13 protein-coding genes and 1 tRNA gene are annotated in these 16,211 nt (G+C 70.4%); 8 read left to right on the top strand and 6 right to left on the bottom strand.

What is annotated here, in order from left to right:
- Nucleotides 1-26 precede the first annotated feature (26 nt).
- From G3I60_RS09225 to G3I60_RS09210, 4 genes are all read left to right on the top strand, one after another.
- Nucleotides 27-575: a DUF501 domain-containing protein gene (locus tag G3I60_RS09225; RefSeq protein WP_138356098.1), complete on the top strand. Its 549-nt coding sequence runs from the start codon at nucleotides 27-29 to the stop codon at nucleotides 573-575.
- Nucleotides 572-1,516, top strand: coding sequence for a Ppx/GppA phosphatase family protein (locus G3I60_RS09220; RefSeq protein WP_138356099.1), 945 nt, complete (start codon nucleotides 572-574; stop codon nucleotides 1,514-1,516). Before G3I60_RS09225 ends, G3I60_RS09220 begins: the two co-directional genes overlap by 4 nt.
- Before the next feature lie 309 nt (nucleotides 1,517-1,825).
- Nucleotides 1,826-3,235, top strand: coding sequence for an NAD(P)/FAD-dependent oxidoreductase (locus tag G3I60_RS09215; protein ID WP_164296788.1), 1,410 nt, complete (start codon nucleotides 1,826-1,828; stop codon nucleotides 3,233-3,235).
- A 166-nt stretch (nucleotides 3,236-3,401) separates the two neighbouring features.
- Nucleotides 3,402-4,712 carry a cyclopropane-fatty-acyl-phospholipid synthase family protein gene (locus G3I60_RS09210; RefSeq protein WP_164296786.1) on the top strand — a complete coding sequence of 437 codons (1,311 nt, stop codon included), beginning with the start codon at nucleotides 3,402-3,404 and terminating at the stop codon, nucleotides 4,710-4,712.
- A 303-nt stretch (nucleotides 4,713-5,015) separates the two neighbouring features.
- On the opposite strand, the gene G3I60_RS09205 is transcribed toward G3I60_RS09210, so the two are convergent.
- Together G3I60_RS09205 and G3I60_RS09200 are read right to left on the bottom strand one after the other, a co-directional pair.
- Nucleotides 5,016-7,562: an ABC transporter permease gene (locus G3I60_RS09205; RefSeq protein WP_164296784.1), complete on the bottom strand. Its 2,547-nt coding sequence runs from the start codon at nucleotides 7,560-7,562 to the stop codon at nucleotides 5,016-5,018.
- A 195-nt stretch (nucleotides 7,563-7,757) separates the two neighbouring features.
- Entirely contained in the window at nucleotides 7,758-8,495 is a 738-nt protein-coding gene (locus G3I60_RS09200) for an ABC transporter ATP-binding protein (RefSeq protein ID WP_138356138.1), read from the bottom strand.
- Between the two features lie 457 nt (nucleotides 8,496-8,952).
- Here G3I60_RS09200 and G3I60_RS09195 point away from each other — a divergent pair.
- Nucleotides 8,953-9,034 (top strand) — tRNA-Leu (locus G3I60_RS09195).
- 117 nt (nucleotides 9,035-9,151) lie between these two features.
- Nucleotides 9,152-10,078, top strand: coding sequence for a Bax inhibitor-1/YccA family protein (locus tag G3I60_RS09190; protein ID WP_138356103.1), 927 nt, complete (start codon nucleotides 9,152-9,154; stop codon nucleotides 10,076-10,078).
- A gap of 90 nt (nucleotides 10,079-10,168) precedes the next feature.
- On the opposite strand, the gene G3I60_RS09185 is transcribed toward G3I60_RS09190, so the two are convergent.
- On the bottom strand, nucleotides 10,169-10,399 hold the full coding sequence (locus G3I60_RS09185; protein WP_138356104.1) for a DUF4287 domain-containing protein: 231 nt from the start codon (nucleotides 10,397-10,399) through the stop codon (nucleotides 10,169-10,171).
- 125 nt (nucleotides 10,400-10,524) lie between these two features.
- Between G3I60_RS09185 and G3I60_RS09180 the strand changes: the two genes are divergently transcribed.
- Nucleotides 10,525-10,848: a hypothetical protein gene (locus tag G3I60_RS09180; RefSeq protein ID WP_164296823.1), complete on the top strand. Its 324-nt coding sequence runs from the start codon at nucleotides 10,525-10,527 to the stop codon at nucleotides 10,846-10,848.
- A gap of 50 nt (nucleotides 10,849-10,898) precedes the next feature.
- Here G3I60_RS09180 and G3I60_RS09175 read toward each other — a convergent pair whose 3' ends face one another.
- The 3 genes from G3I60_RS09175 to G3I60_RS09165 all read right to left on the bottom strand — a co-directional run bounded on the left by G3I60_RS09175 (nucleotide 10,899) and on the right by G3I60_RS09165 (nucleotide 14,407).
- Nucleotides 10,899-11,711: a hypothetical protein gene (locus G3I60_RS09175; protein ID WP_164296782.1), complete on the bottom strand. Its 813-nt coding sequence runs from the start codon at nucleotides 11,709-11,711 to the stop codon at nucleotides 10,899-10,901.
- A 263-nt stretch (nucleotides 11,712-11,974) separates the two neighbouring features.
- Entirely contained in the window at nucleotides 11,975-13,195 is a 1,221-nt protein-coding gene (locus G3I60_RS09170) for an acetyl-CoA C-acetyltransferase (protein WP_138356106.1), read from the bottom strand.
- Nucleotides 13,196-13,378: 183 nt separating this feature from the next.
- On the bottom strand, nucleotides 13,379-14,407 hold the full coding sequence (locus G3I60_RS09165) for an SGNH/GDSL hydrolase family protein (RefSeq protein WP_164296780.1): 1,029 nt from the start codon (nucleotides 14,405-14,407) through the stop codon (nucleotides 13,379-13,381).
- 197 nt (nucleotides 14,408-14,604) lie between these two features.
- On the opposite strand from G3I60_RS09165, the gene G3I60_RS09160 reads away from it, so the two are divergent.
- Nucleotides 14,605-15,984 (top strand): cystathionine beta-synthase, encoded by a 1,380-nt coding sequence (locus G3I60_RS09160; RefSeq protein ID WP_138356140.1) that lies wholly within the window; start codon nucleotides 14,605-14,607, stop codon nucleotides 15,982-15,984.
- Nucleotides 15,985-16,211 lie beyond the last annotated feature (227 nt).

Raw genomic sequence — 16,211 nt, 5'->3', positions numbered from 1 at the left:
TGACCTTCCACGATCGAGAACGGCTCATGACAGATCACCCCGCGCCCACCCCCCGCACCACGCCGACCGAGGCCGACATCGCCGCGTTCAAGGAGCAGCTGGGCCGCCCGCCGCGCGGCCTGCGGGCCATCGCCCACCGCTGCCCGTGCGGACAGCCGGACGTGGTCGAGACCCAGCCGCGACTGGAGGACGGTACGCCGTTCCCGACGCTGTACTACCTGACGTGCCCGCGCGCCGCGTCCGCCATCGGGACCCTGGAGGCCGACGGCGTCATGAAGGAGATGACGGCCCGGCTCGCCGAGGACCCGGAGCTGGCCGCCGCGTACCGGGCCGCGCACGACGACTACATCACCCGCCGGGACGCCATCGAGGTGCTGGAGGGCTTCCCGAGCGCGGGCGGCATGCCCGACCGGGTGAAGTGCCTGCACGTCCTGGTCGGTCACTCGCTCGCCGCCGGCCCCGGGGTCAACCCGCTGGGCGACGAGGCCATCGCGATGCTGCCCGACTGGTGGCGCAAGGGCCCCTGTGTCAGCGGCGGCTGCGCCACCGCGACCACCGACGAGGTGCAGAAGTGACACGCGTTGCGGCCATCGACTGCGGTACCAACTCCATCCGGCTGCTCGTCGCCGACGCCGACCCGGTCACGGGTGAGATCGAGGACCTCGACCGGCGGATGACGATCGTCCGGCTCGGGCAGGGCGTGGACCGCACCGGACGGCTGGCGCCCGAGGCGCTGGAGCGGACCTTCGCGGCCTGCCGTGAGTACGCCGCCGTCATCAAGGAACTCGGGGCGGAGCGGCTGCGCTTCGTGGCGACGTCCGCCTCGCGCGACGCCGAGAACCGCGCGGACTTCGTCCGCGGTGTGGTGGACATCCTGGGCGTCGAGCCCGAGGTGATCAGCGGTGACCAGGAGGCCGAGTTCTCCTTCACCGGCGCCACCAAGGAGCTGACGGGTCACGACGGCCACGCGAAGCCCTACCTCGTGGTCGACATCGGCGGCGGCTCGACCGAGTTCGTGGTCGGCGACGACAGCGTGCTCGCGGCCCGCTCCGTCGACATCGGCTGTGTGCGGATGACCGAACGGCACCTGACCGCCGACGACGGCACGATCATCGACCCGCCGACGCTCGGCCGGATCACCGCCATCAAGGCCGACATCAACGCCGCGCTCGACGAGGCGGCCGCATCCGTCCCGCTGGAGCAGGCCCGCACCCTCGTCGGGCTGGCCGGCTCCGTCACCACGGTCGCGGCCGTCGCGCTGGGTCTGACGGAGTACGACTCGTCCGCGATCCACCATTCACGGATCTCCCTGGAGCAGGTCAGGGAGATCACCGGACAGCTCCTCGCGGCCACCCACGCGGAGCGCGCGGCCATCCCCGTGATGCACCCGGGACGGGTCGACGTGATCGGCGCGGGAGCGCTCGTGCTGCTCCAGATCATGGAGCGGATCGGGGCCCAGGAGGTCGTCGTGAGCGAGCACGACATCCTCGACGGCATCGCCTGGAGCATCGCGTAGCACGAAGTTTGTGAAACTCTTCACATGAAGTTCCGGTCCTACGGCCCAGTTTTCCAAGGCCGTGGGGCCCGGGACCCCTCGGAACCCTTGTGGCGCGGTGTTTCCGCGGTGTTACAGCCCCTTGGACACATGCCCAAAGGGCGCCGATCTTCGCTGATCAGATGGTGCGCTCAACGGCCCGTCCGGGTCTCAGGTTCCCTCTGGGGGCTGTGGGCCTGGTCACGCGGCCGGGCAGTGTAGCAGAGGGTGTCCAGGACCTTGTGAAGGGGCTCACGAGCACCCCCCCATCAGGTGCTGGATACTCGAACCATGAGCACTTCGGAGCGTCCACGGATCCTCGTAGTAGGCGGCGGATACGTCGGCCTGTACGCGGCGCGCCGCATCATGAAGAAGATGCGGTACGGCGAGGCGACGGTCACTGTCGTCGACCCGCGCTCGTACATGACGTACCAGCCCTTCCTTCCCGAAGCTGCCGCCGGCAGCATCTCCCCGCGCCATGTCGTCGTCCCGCTCCGACGCGTGCTGCCCGGTGCGGAGGTGCTCACCGGCCGCGTGATGAACATCGATCAGGACCGCAAGGTCGCGTCGATCCAGCCGCTCGTGGGTGAGACCTACGAGCTGCCCTTCGACTACCTGATCATCGCGCTCGGCGCGGTCTCCCGTACCTTCCCGATCCCCGGCCTGGCCGAGAACGGCATCGGTATGAAGGGCGTCGAGGAGGCCATCGGCCTGCGCAACCACGTCCTCGAGCAGCTCGACAAGGCCGACTCCACGACGGACGAGGACGTCCGCCGCAAGGCGCTGACCTTCGTCTTCGTCGGCGGTGGCTTCGCCGGCGCGGAGACCATAGGCGAGGTCGAGGACATGGCCCGCGACGCCGCCAAGTACTACCCGAACGTCAAGCGCGAGGACATGCGCTTCATCCTCGTCGACGCCGCCGACAAGATCCTCCCCGAGGTCGGCCCGCAGCTCGGCGAGTGGGGCCTTGAGCACCTGCGCGAGCGCGGTATCGAGGTCTACCTCAGCACGTCGATGAAGTCCTGTGTCGACAAGCACGTGGTGCTCGCCAACGGTCTGGAGGTCGACGCCTCCACGATCGTGTGGACCGCGGGCGTCAAGCCGAACCCGGCGCTCGCCCGCTTCGGTCTCCCGCTCGGCCCGCGCGGCCATGTGGACACCTCGGAGAAGCTCCAGGTACAGGGCACCGACTACATCTGGGCCGCGGGCGACAACGCCCAGGTCCCGGACATCGCCGCCCGCAAGGCCGGCGTCGAGAACGCCTGGTGCCCGCCGAACGCCCAGCACGCGCTGCGCCAGGCCAAGGTCCTCGGCGACAACGTGGTCTCGGGGATGCGCGGCTTCCCGCAGCAGACCTACGCCCACGCCAACAAGGGCGCGGTCGCCGGTCTCGGTCTGCACAAGGGCGTGGCGATGATCGTGGTCGGCAAGACCAAGATCAAGCTCAAGGGCCGGCTGGCCTGGTACATGCACCGTGGCTACCACGGCATGGCCGTCCCGACCTGGAACCGCAAGATCCGGGTCTTCGCCGACTGGACGCTCGCGATGTTCCTCAAGCGCGAGGTCGTCTCGCTCGGCGCCATGGAGAACCCCCGCGAGGAGTTCTACGAGGCGGCCCGTCCGGCGCCGGCCCCCGCGAAGGCGGCCGTCCCGGCGAACGCGGCCACCGCCGAGGCAGCCGGGAAGGCCAAGGCTTCCTGACGACGAGTCACACCGGTCCGGCAGGTCCGGTCGCACGAACGTAAGGCCGAAGGGGCGTCCGCCATCCGTGGTGCGGGCGCCCCTTCGGCGTACCCCCCGGGGACGCCCGGGTGGTTGGGCCGGAAAATCACTCGCGTCGACGGCCGTCCGTCGTACGCTCGTACGCATGGCAGATGCGGCCCGTCGCATGCGCGACCTTGCTGAAAAAGCCCTACGAGAACCGTTCCCGCTGCGCATCCGCGCCTGGGACGGAAGCGAGGCCGGACCCCCGGACGCCCCCATGCTCGTCATGCGGCGGCGCCGGGCGCTGCGCCGGCTGCTGTGGAAGCCCGGTGAGCTGGGACTGGCCCGCGCCTGGGTCGCCGGCGACCTGGACATCGAAGGCGATCTGTACGAGGCGCTGGACCTGATCGCCGGCATCGTCTGGGACACCGACGAGGACGGCGCACCGCACCCCGGCGGTTTCCGCCGCGCGGTGGACCTGTTGCGCAACCCGCACACCTATCGGTTGGCCCGCGAGGCCCTCGTGCTCGCCGGGCCGGGGCTGCCACCGTCGCCGCCGCCCGAGGAGGCCCGCCGCCGGTTCGGCCCGCTGCACAGCCCGGGCCGCGACAAGCAGGCCATCAGTCACCACTACGACGTCGGCAACGACTTCTACGAGCGTGTCCTCGGCCCGTCGATGGTCTACTCCTGCGCCTACTGGGAGCACCCCGAGACCACCCTCGAAGAGGCCCAGTACGCCAAACTCGACCTGGTCTGCCGCAAGTTGGCGCTCCGGCCCGACCAGACGCTGCTGGACGTCGGCTGCGGCTGGGGTTCGATGGTGCTGCATGCCGCCGAGCACTACGGGGTGCGCGCCGTCGGCATCACGCTCTCCACCGAGCAGGCCGCGTACGCCCGCAAGCGCGTCGCGGAGGCCGGGCTCACCGATCGCATCGACATCCGCGTCCAGGACTACCGGGCGGTCGCGGACGGCCCGTACGACGCGATCTCGTCGATCGGCATGGCGGAGCACGTCGGCCGCGACCTGTACCGCGAGTACGCCGCCCACCTCTACGGCCTGCTGAGGCCGGGCGGCCGGCTGCTCAACCACCAGATCGCCCGCCGCCCCTGGGCGGACGAGGAGGCGTACCACGTCGACGAGTTCATCGACCGGTACGTCTTCCCGGACGGCGAGCTCGCGCCGGTCGGCTCGACCGTCTCCCGGCTGGAGGAGGCCGGATTCGAGGTGCGGGACGTCGAGGCGCTGCGGGAGCACTACGCGCTGACGCTGCGGGCCTGGGTGCGCAATCTGGAGGACCACTGGCAGGAGGCGGTGCGGCTCGCCGGTGCCGGACGGGCGCGGGTGTGGCGGCTGTACATGGCCGCCAGCGCGCTGTCCTTCGAGCAGAACCGTATCGGCGTCAACCAGGTCCTGGCCGTCAGGACCAGGCCCTCCGGGGCGGCGGGCATGCCGCCGGCCCGGCCGTGGCCCTAGGTCGTGTCGTCGAATTCCCTCCCCCAGCTACCGCTGGGAGGTGCCCCCAGCGGCGGGGCTTGGCACGCACGCTCGCGGCGTTGTCGTGGGTCGCCGATGGCCCCCAGCTGCCGCTGGGAGGTGCCCCCACTGCATGGACTCCCTCCTCCGCCTTGCGATCGCACGCACCAAGCCCCGCCGGCCCCGCCCTCCGGGCGGACGACGCTCATTGGACGACACTCCCAGCAGCCGAAGGCCTGAACAGCGCCGTGGGCTCTCCCGGACGGATCCGGGAGAGCCCACGGCGGCGATGCACGGAGCCCGCTACTCCGCCTTGATGGCGCTGAGCATGTTGAGCCGGGCCGCGCGCCGGGCCGGCCACAGCGCGGCCAGCACCCCGACCACGGCGGCGCCGCCGAGGAAGATCGCGATCCGGTCCCACGGCAGGACCATCGTGTAGGTGTCCATGCCGCCGGCGATCAGCCGGCCCGCGGCCCAGCCGAGGAAGACCCCGAGCCCGATCCCGAGCACCGCGCCGAACAGCGAGATCAGCAGCGACTCGAACCGGACCATCCGCTTGACGTCCCGGCGGTCGAGGCCGATCGCCCGCAGCATGCCGATCTCGTGGGAGCGTTCGAAGACCGACATGGCCAGGGTGTTGATGACCCCGAGGACCGCGACGATCACGGCCATCGCGAGCAGCCCGTAGAGCATGTTCAGCATCATGCTGATCATGCCGCCGGCCTCGTTGGAGATATCGGCCTTGTCCTGCACCTTGATCGCCGGGTTGTCGCCCAGCGCCTTCTCGATGGCGTCCTTGGTGGCGGCGCTCGCGCCGTCGGCGGTCTTCACCATGACCTGCGTGTCGGAGATCTTCGACAGGTGCGGGTCGAGGGTCGCGGTGTCGACGAGGACGCCGTTGAGGATGTTGTTGCCCTGGTAGATGCCGCCGACCGTCAGCGTGCCCCTGGCCTTGTCGTCATAGACGGTCGGCAGGGCGTCGCCGACCTTCCAGCCGCCGTCCCTCGCGGTCTTGTCGTCCACGACGACGGTCGTGCCGCCGAGCCCGCCGATCGAGCCGCTGGTGAAGTCGAGGTTGACGAGCTGTGCGATGGAGCGGGTGTTGACGCCGGTCACCGGGTGGTCGCCGCCGCCGAGCTCGATCCAGGCCTCCCGCATCGGGCTGGACGCGGTCACGTCGCCGAGCCCGCTCAGCGTCTTCGCCACCTCGGGGGAGAGGCCGTTGACGCGGTTGACCATGCTGATCGTGTAGTCGGCCTTGATGGAGTCCGCGGCGATCCTGTCGATGCCCTTCTGGACCGAGGTCGCGATCACCGTGAGACCGGTGATCAGCGTCAGGCCGATCATCAGCGCCGACGCGGTGGCGGCGGTACGCCGCGGGTTGCGCACCGAGTTCTGCCGGGCGAGCTTGCCGGTGACGCCGAACGGGCGCAACAGCGGTCCCGCCGCGGCGATGACCGGGCGCGACAGCAGCGGCGTCAGCACGAACACCCCGATCAGCAGCAGCCCGCCGCCGGCGCCCAGCGGCAGCTTGCCGCTGTCCATGCCCATGCCCACGCCGGCCAGCACCAGGGCGATGCCCGCACCGGTCAGCAGTGCGCCGAGGGTGTTGCGCAGCACCAGGCTCCTGGTGGTGGCCGGGGCGTGCACGCTGCTCATCGCGGCGACCGGCGCGATCCTGGACGCCCGGCGGGCGGGCAGCCAGGCGGCGAGCATGGTGACGGCGACACCGACGACCAGCGACGCCATGATCGTGCCGGGTGCGACCACCAGCGGTCCGTCCGGCATCGTCGCGCCGGTCGTGCCGAGCACCGACCGCATGCCGACCGCGATCCCTATGCCCGTCACGAGGCCGACGACGGCGGCGGTCAGGCCGACCACGAACGCCTCGATCAGCACCGAGCGCGTCACCTGGCGGCGGCTCGCGCCGACCGCCCGCATCAGCGCCAGCTCCTTGGTGCGCTGGGCGACCAGCATGGTGAAGGTGTTGGCGATGATGAAGATGCCGACGAACAGCGCGATACCGGCGAAGACCAGCAGCCCGGTGTTCAGACCGCTCATCGCCTGGGAGATCTGCGCGGCCTCCTCGTCCGCCAGCTTCTGTCCGGTGACGATCTCGGTGCCCTCGGGCAGTGCCTTCTCGGCCTCGGCCTTGAGCACGGCCTGGCTGGTGCCGGGCGCCGCCCGGACATCGATCTCGTCGTACTGGCCGGGCTTGGCGAAGAGCTTCTGCGCGGTGGCGGTGTCGAAGAGGACGAGGCTGCCGCCCGCCGCGACGTTGCCGTCATCGGTGTCGAAGACGCCGGTGACGGTCTGGTGCATGACCGGCCCGTTGACGGACATCCGTACGGTGTCGCCGACCTGGAGGTCCGCGCGGTCGGCGGTCTTGCTGTCGACCGCGACCTCTTCCGGCTTCTGCGGGGCGCGGCCGTCCGTCAGCGCGTAACGGGAGTCGGCGCCGTCCTTGCCGGCCGAGTAGTTCCCGCCCCGCGTGGACCAGCCGTTGCCGATCAGCTTGCCGTCCTTGTCGGCGACGGCGGTGAACCCGGAGACGCTGCCGGTGGCCGAGGCCGCGCCGGGCAGTGCCCGCACGGTGTCCAGCTGACGCTGGGTCAGCTGCGGCCGCTCGTCCTGGCCGGCCGTGCCCGTGGACCGGGCCGCGAAGCCGGGCTTCACGGCGATGGAGACGTTCTCGTAGCTCTTGGCGGAGCTCTTCTTGAAGGCGTCGCCGATGGTGTCGGTGAAGACCAGGGTGCCGGAGACGAAGGCGACGCCGAGCATGACGGCGAGCACGGTCATCAGCAGCCTGGCCTTGTGCGCGAGGACGTTGCGCAAGGCGGTGCGGAACATGGGGATCAGTCCTGGTTCGTTCGGTCGGGCGGCGGTGCGGCGGGCGTGCGTGAGGGGCACGACGGCAGCGCGGAGGCACGGCGGAGCGGCACCGCGGCAGGGCTGCGGCGCGGGCGGCCACTGAGGGGCTGGGGAACCGGAGGCCGGAGTCGGGGGCGTGTTGGGGTGCGGAGGGGGCGGCGGGGTGCGCCCGGCTCAGCTGGTGCGGCCCTTGGCGTCGAAACGCTTCATGCGCTCCAGGACGCCGTCCGAGGTCGGGTCGTGCAGTTCGTCGACGACGCGGCCGTCGGCGAGGAAGATCACCCGGTCCGCGTAGGACGCGGCGACCGGGTCGTGCGTGACCATCACGATCGTCTGGCCCAGCTCACGCACCGAGTTCCGCAGGAAGCCGAGGATCTCGGCGCCGGAGCGCGAGTCCAGGTTGCCGGTCGGCTCGTCGGCGAAGATGATCTCCGGCTTGCTCGCCAGGGCGCGGGCGACCGCCACGCGCTGCTGCTGGCCGCCGGACAGCTGGTTCGGCCGGTGCGACAGCCGGTCGGCCAGCCCCACCGTGGCGATCACCTGGGCGAGCCACTGCTGGTCGGCCTTGCGACCGGCGATGTCCATCGGAAGGGTGATGTTCTCGGCGGCGGTGAGCGTCGGCAGCAGGTTGAACGCCTGGAAGATGAAGCCGATCTTGTCCCGGCGCAACTGGGTGAGTTGCTTGTCCTTGAGCGACGCCAGTTCCGTCTCACCGATCCGCGCCGACCCGGCGGAGACCGAGTCGAGCCCCGCCATGCAGTGCATCAGCGTGGACTTGCCGGAGCCCGACGGACCCATGATCGCCGTGTACTCCGCGCGCCGGAACTCGACCGAGACACCGTCCAGAGCGACGACCCGGGTCTCTCCCTCGCCGTAGACCTTGCTGAGGTCCGTGGCACGGGCCGCCACCATCGAGGTGCGGGAAGTGGTTCCGGTGGGGGTCACGGGGCGGCTCCTGAAGTGGGGTGAACGACGACTACTCCATCGTGACGGCCGGATCCGCTCCGGGGATCAGCCCAGACTGCTGTTCCGAGGGCAGTCCTGGGAGGGACCCGGGGGGTCCGCTGTACTACTTGCGGATGACACCGGGCCCGGAGGCCCGGTGAGCCGTCCGCCGTCAGCGTGGTCCCGGTGACGGCGCGGCGGGACTCCGGGTGGTGTCCGGGAGGCTGTCCGGCGTGATCGATTTCGCGTCATATGCGAATGACGTGTGTGCGCCATGTGAAGGCCCGGGGGCTCGCGATCCACCCCCTCAAGGCCCACTTGAGGCTGCGTCAGGTACCCCTAAAATCAGACAACATGACGCGGATCGTGCCCTGTTCGGCCCAGTAACCCCGATACGCTCGTCCTGCGTCGAGACCCCGCCCCCGCCCGGATGGTGGAACGCAGACACGGCGAGCTTAAACCTCGCTGGCCTCATGGCCGTGCCGGTTCGAGTCCGGCTCCGGGCACCTCAAAAACTCCCGTGGGGCGCCCGTCAGAAGATCCTCCTCCGGCGGTACTCCGTCTCTTTTGCTAACCCATTACTCTTGAGGCAACGCCGTAACGCGCGGCCATGGAGGAGTGAGATGAGGAGCAGCAACCCGGTCTTCTCGCGGCGAGGCTTCAGCCGCGGGGACGGATACGCGGGCTTCGGCACGCAGCAGCAGGGCGCGGCCCCGCAGGGGTCGGGAAATCCGTACGCGCAGCAGGGAAACCCGAACGCGCCGCAGGGTGGTAACCCGTACGCGCAGGGCGGCAATCCTTACGCCACGGCGGACCAGCAGCAACTCACCCCCGAGCAGCTCCAGCAGATGTACCAGGCCCCGCCGGCCGGACCCGCGCAGACCGGGCGCATGACGATGGACGACGTCGTCATGCGCACGGGTATGACGCTGGGCACCGTGATCGTCGGTGCGATCGTCGCCTGGTCCGTGCTGCCGGTGAGTACCACCAGCTACGGCCTGGCGTTCGGCGCGGCGATCGTGGCGTTCGTGCTCGCCATGGTCCAGGCGTTCAAGCGGACGCCGGTCCCCGCGCTGATCATCGGCTACGCGATCTTCGAGGGCGTCTTCCTCGGCGTGATCAGCAAGATGTACAACCAGTACTGGTCCGGGGCTCCGGTCCAGGCGGTGCTGGGCACCATGGCGGTCTTCGTCGGCATGCTCATCGCCTACAAGACCCGGCTGATTCGCGTCACCGCGCGCTACCAGCGCATCGGCATGGCGGTCGCCATCGGCTTCGTGCTGCTGATGCTGGTGAACCTGCTGTTCGTCGCGTTCGGCGCCGCTCCCGAGGGCGGTCTGCGCAGCAGCGGCCCGCTGGGCATCATCGTCGGCATCATCGGCATCGGCCTGGGCGCGTTCTTCCTGTCGCTCGACTTCAAGCAGATCGAGGACGGCGTCCGCTACGGCGCACCGCAGAACGAGTCGTGGCTGGCCGCGTTCGGCCTGACGCTCTCACTGGTGTGGATCTACCTGGAGATGCTGCGGCTGATCTCGATCCTCAGGGATTGATCCGGCGGTAGGACTCCGTACGAGCACCTCGTACCTGACGGGCCCCCAGGAGGCAGTGCCTCCTGGGGGCCCGTCGTCGTACGCCCGGGGCTACCGGAGATTGCGGGCTGCCCGCCTCAAGTCGTATTCGTGGACGATCGCCTTGGCATGTCCGTAGGACAGGTCGTGTTCGCTGCGGAGCCAGCTGACTTTCTCGTCGAAGCGGAGGAAGGCTGGGCCGTCATCGACTGCGCGGAGCCAGTCGCGTACCTCTCGGCCGGTGCAATGGGGGATGCGGGAGAGCAGGTTCCGGTGGGTTTCCTCGGAGAAGATCTGGGACATCGGCGCCTCCGGTATACGGTGTCCGGTCATCTCACCGTGCCTGACTGTTGGGGCGTTGGCAACCATCCATGGCAGGCGGATGTGAGTGCGTGGCCGGAACACACGCCCCCGGTACGCTCGCCGACATGCTCGACTGCACTCCTTTGCGCTCCGCCGTTGACCGATTGGCGAGCCGATTTCGCGCCCTGCCCCAGAGCCGGCTGCGCGGCGGGGCCGCCGAAACCGGCCTTGAGCTGGCACGATGGCTGGCCGCGGAAGCACAGCGGCTTGAATTCCCCGGCCGGGAACCGGCCTTGATCCCGGACGACGGTGCCTTCACCGTGGGCGACCAGATCGCGGTGGCCGGGAACGACCTGGCACTGGCGTTCGAACAGCGCCCGGAGCGCGGCGAGGTGCTCGAAGCGGCCCTCGTCCGTATCGACGGGGCCGCTCGGCGTTCGGGGGTCTGACGGATCCGACAGGTCTGACGGGTCGGAGGGGTCGGACGGGGCGGGTGCGCTCAGAGGGAGGCGACGACCCGGTCGGCCAGGATGAAGATGCTCTCGTCGCCGTAGGTGAACGTCAGGGCGTACGCGCCGCCCACGGCGGAGCCGCCGAGGAGGACGGGGACCTCACCGCGCTCCAGGGCCTCGGAGAGCTGGAGGGCGGTCTCACGGTGGCCCGGGGTCATGCAGAGCGTGGTGCCGTCCGCGAAGACGTACACGTCCAGCGTGCCGAGCGGGCCCGGGCGGACGTCGGAGAGCGGTATGCGGCCCTCGGCGAGGTCGGTGAGGCGCTCGGCGGTCTGGTCCGGGTTGGCGACGACGGAGGGGCTGGGGGCGCTGTGCAGATCCGGGAAGTCCGGGTAGTCGGCGTGGTCCTGCGCCGCCGAGGGGTGCGGGAAGAAGCCCGGCGCCGGGAGGGCGAGCTCGGACTCCAGCCCGGCCAGATCGGACTGCCGGGGCAGGAACGGCAGCACCGTCGGGATCTCGTACTCGGCGTAGTCGGTGCCCGCGGCGGGCATGCCGCCACGGAAGAACGAGGTGTCCGCGGACTCGCGGGCTTCCTGCTCGGCCCAGAAGGCCCGCGCCTCGGCGAGCTCACGCTCCCGCTCGTCGGCGAGCGCGTCCGCGACGGCGGCGCGTATCTCGTCGGCGGGAACCGGCCGGGCAGCCGGTACGGCGGTGCTGCCGGCGGCGGTGCCGGCGAGCGCGAGATCCCCGCGCAGGGCGGCGAGCTCACGGCGCAGGCCGCGGGCGGACAGCAGGGCGGCGGAACCTAGGGCCACGGCGATGACCGCGACCACCAGCAGGATGGAGAACAGGGCGCTCACAGACGTACTCCCGACTGACGTGATCCCGAGCGGTGCCCACTGGAGAGTGGACGAAACATCCCCCACACATCACTGTGCCTGTAAACCTCTCCCCTTCGCAGTGCGGAACGTCACGAAATGGACGGGTCTGAGGTCCTGGGCCATCCGGGTGATGCCGCCCTGACCTGCGAAAACGAGCCGCCCCCGGGCTCGTATAACAACCCGGGGGCGGTTCGATTGCGACTTAGATCACACGCCGTGACGGCGAAAGAGTTACAAGTGGATCAGCTCAGGCGCTCGATGACCATCGCCATGCCCTGGCCGCCGCCGACGCACATCGTCTCCAGGCCGAACTGCTTGTCGTGGAACTGCAGCGAGTTGATCAGCGTGCCGGTGATGCGGGCGCCGGTCATGCCGAACGGGTGGCCCACGGCGATCGCGCCGCCGTTGATGTTCAGCCGGTCAAGGTCCACGCCGAGGTCGCGGTAGGACGGGATGACCTGCGCGGCGAACGCCTCGTTGATCTCGACCAGGTCGATGTCGCCGATGCCCAGGCCGGCCCGCTTGAGCGCCTGCTTCGACGCCTCGACCGGGCCGTAGCCCATGATCTCGGGGGAGAGGCCGGAGACACCGGTGGAGACGACGCGGGCGAGCGGGGTGATGCCCAGCTCGCGGGCCTTCACGTCGGACATGACCACGAGGGCCGCGGCGCCGTCGTTGAGCGGGCAGCAGTTGCCCGCGGTGACCGTGCCGTCGGGGCGGAAGACCGGCTTGAGGCCCTGGACGCCCTCCAGCGTGACGCCCGCGCGCGGGCCGTCGTCCTGGGAGACGACCGTGCCGTCCGGCAGCGTGACCGGGGTGATCTCGCGCTCCCAGAAGCCGTTCTTGATGGCGGCCTCGGCGAGGTTCTGGGACCGTACGCCGAACTCGTCCTGGTCGGCGCGGGTGACACCCTTGATCGCGGCGAGGTTCTCGGCGGTCTGGCCCATCGAGATGTACGCGTCCGGGATCAGCCCGTCCTCGCGCGGGTCGTGCCACTCGCCGCCGCCCTTCTCGGCGCGGCCCAGCGTGCGCAGCTCGGCGTCGGCGAAGAGCGGGTTCTTGGTGTCCGGCAGGCCGTCGGAGCTGCCCTTGATGCTGCGCGAGACCATCTCGACACCGGCCGAGACGAAGATGTCGCCCTCGCCGGCCTTGATGGCGTGCATCGCCATCCGGGTCGTCTGGAGCGACGACGAACAGTAACGGGTGACCGTGCAGCCCGGCAGGTGGTCCATGCCCATCTGCACGGCCACGATGCGGCCGAGGTTGTAGCCCTGCTCGCCGCCGGGCAGACCGCAGCCGAGCATCAGGTCGTCGATCTGCCGCGGGTCCAGCTCCGGGACCTTCGCGAGCGCGGCCTGGATGATCGTGGCGGTCAGGTCGTCCGGGCGCAGATCCTTGAGGGATCCCTTGAAGGCGCGTCCGATGGGGGATCGGGCGGCTGAGACGATCACGGCTTCGGGCATCGCGACACACACTCCTCGTCGAGGCGGCAGGACTCTCTGGGAAGTTACCTGCACGTATCGCGAGGAGTCACGGGCTGTGGGCTGTGACACGGGACTCTTTCTGAGCGCGCGCTTAGCCCAGCCCCCTCCGTACTCGCTCCGGCCGGTGCGTGGGCGCCGGCCGGAGCGGCTCCGTCAGCTCCGTCAGGCCGACGACGGCTGGCTGGACGCCGGTTCGGCCGTGTGCGGCAGCCGCTGGCGGCGGCGGTGCTTGAGCAGCGCCCAGCGGCCGCGGGGCCCGGCCACGGGGTGCATCGCCGCGACGACCTCGGTGCCGCCCTCGGACGCGGCCTCCACGGCGGCCTGCGCCACCGGCAGGAAGCTCTCGCCGCGCTGCGCGTCCGGATGCTCGTCCGCCTCGGGCCACACGCCCAGGGAGGCACACAGCGTCGGGAGCATCGCCATGGCCGCCGTCGCGTACCCCTCCGCGGAGGGGTGGTAGTTGTCCGGGCCGAACATCTCCCGGGGATGGGCCTCGAACTCCGGTCCGAGCAGATCGCCCAGCGAGACCGAACGACCGCCGAGCCCGACCACCCCTATGGTCTGCGCGGCGGCCAGCTGGCGGCTCATCCGGCGCGCCAGCCAGCGCAGCGGCTGGTACACCGGCTCCACGGAGCCCAGGTCGGGACAGGTGCCGACGATCACCTCGCTGCCCGCCTCGCGCAGCCGGCGGACCGCGTCCGACAGCAGCCGGACGGACTTGGCGGGCGGCATCCGGTGCGTCACGTCGTTCGCGCCGATCATGATCACGCAGACGTCCGGGGGCGGTGCGCCCACGTCGAGCAGCAGCGCGACCTGGCGCGCCAGGTCGCTGGACTGCGCCCCGGGATTCGCCACGTTGACCAGGGTGACGGGCCGCTCCGCGACCGCCGCGAGCCCGGAGGCGAGCAGCGCGCCCGGGGTCTCGCGCGCCCGGTGCACGCCCTGCCCCGCCGCCGTCGAGTCGCCGAGGAAGCCGAGCCGGAGCGGAACTTCACCCGTACGGTGCGAAAAAGCCGACCCGTATCTTCCGTCGGCGCGCGGCGGTACGTCGTCGGAGCCGCCGACCGTCCGTTTGGCCAGGCTCACCTCGGCCAGCAGTACCCCCACGGCCGCCCCGCCGAGCAGACTGATCCCGCCGCCGCCGTATGCGGCCGCGGTCGCGATCCGCCGTGCCACCCTCGCCCTCGACATCGAGCCCGCTCACCTCCCGTGCTTTTGTGCGTACAACACCTTGTTGCCCCGTGACACGCCCACTGCAACGTGCCGTAGTGGTGATCGATCGACATTAGGGGGGAGGAGGGGAGAAGCGATCGAGGCACGGACGAGCTGAGAGTCGGCGCGTTAGGCCATAGGCTTGCCGCACATTCACGGAGAACCCGGAGACAATGGTGCAGTTCCACGACTCGATGATCAGCCTCGTCGGCAACACCCCGCTGGTGCGGCTCAACAACGTGACCGAGGGCATCCAGGCGACCGTCCTGGCCAAGGTCGAGTACTTCAACCCCGGAGGCTCGGTCAAGGACCGCATCGCGGTCCGGATGATCGAGGCCGCGGAGCAGAGCGGTGAGCTGAAGCCCGGCGGCACGATCGTCGAGCCGACCTCCGGCAACACCGGTGTCGGCCTCGCGATCGTCGCCCAGCAGAAGGGCTACCACTGCATCTTCGTCTGCCCGGACAAGGTGTCGCTCGACAAGATCAACGTACTGCGGGCGTACGGCGCGGAGGTCGTGGTCTGTCCGACCGCCGTCGACCCCGACCACCCGGAGTCGTACTACAACGTCTCCGACCGGCTGGTGCGCGAGACCCCCAACGCGTGGAAGCCGGACCAGTACAGCAACCCGAACAACCCGCTGTCGCACTACCACTCCACCGGCCCCGAGCTGTGGGAGCAGACGGAGGGGCGGATCACGCACTTCGTCGCGGGCGTCGGCACCGGCGGCACCATCTCCGGCACCGGCCGCTACCTCAAGGACGCCAGCGAGGGCCGCGTCCAGGTCATCGGCGCCGACCCCGAGGGTTCGGTGTACTCCGGCGGCTCCGGGCGTCCGTACCTGGTCGAGGGCGTCGGTGAGGACTTCTGGCCGACCGCCTACGACCGTGAGGTCGCGGACGGCATCGTCGCCGTGTCCGACAAGGACTCCTTCCAGATGACCCGCCGCCTCGCCAAGGAGGAGGGGCTGCTCGTCGGCGGCTCCTGCGGCATGGCGGTCGTCGCGGCGCTGCGCGTCGCGGAGAAGCTCGGCCCGGACGACGTCGTCGTCGTCCTGCTGCCGGACTCCGGCCGCGGCTACATGTCGAAGATCTTCAGCGACGAGTGGATGGCCTCGCACGGCTTCCTCGACGAGGGCACCGGCCAGGCCAGCGTCGCCGACGTGCTGGAGCACAAGGGCGGCGGCATCCCGCAGCTCCTGCACATGCACCCGGAGGAGACCGTCGGCGAGGCGATCGACGTGCTCCGCGAGTACGGCGTCTCCCAGATGCCGATCGTGAAGCCGGGCGCCGGTCACCCGGACGTGATGGCGGCCGAGGTCATCGGCTCCGTCATGGAACGCGACCTCCTGGACGCGCTGTTCGCCAAGCGCGCCACGCTGGGCGACCCGCTGGAGAAGCACATGAGCGGCCCGCTGCCGCAGGTCGGCTCCGGCGAGCCGGTCTCCGACCTGATGAAGGTCCTGGGCACCAAGTCCGACGCGGCGATCGTCCTCGTCGAGGGCAAGCCGACCGGCGTCGTGAGCCGCCAGGACCTGCTCGCCTTCCTGGCCAAGTAACCGACGGAGCCCCGGCGCCCGTCCGGCCCGGCATGATGCGGCCCCCCTGCCCGGACCGGGCAGGGGGGCCGTTCCGGCTGTTCATCCAGGGATTCGAAAGTGCTACACCGGCGTCACGCGGCCGCAGCACGCGCTTAACACGGGTCGGGCACATTGGTGTTCGCCGGGAAGAGAAGCCCGGCGACACAGGATGTGGCACCCAGGAACTCCGGAGCGGCTCCCGGACC

The sequence above is a fragment of the Streptomyces sp. SID13666 genome, assembly GCF_010548325.1.
Lineage (GTDB): Bacteria > Actinomycetota > Actinomycetes > Streptomycetales > Streptomycetaceae > Actinacidiphila > Actinacidiphila fildesensis.
Note: the sequence above shows the minus strand (reverse complement) of the source record. Positions and strands in the feature narration are given on the sequence as shown.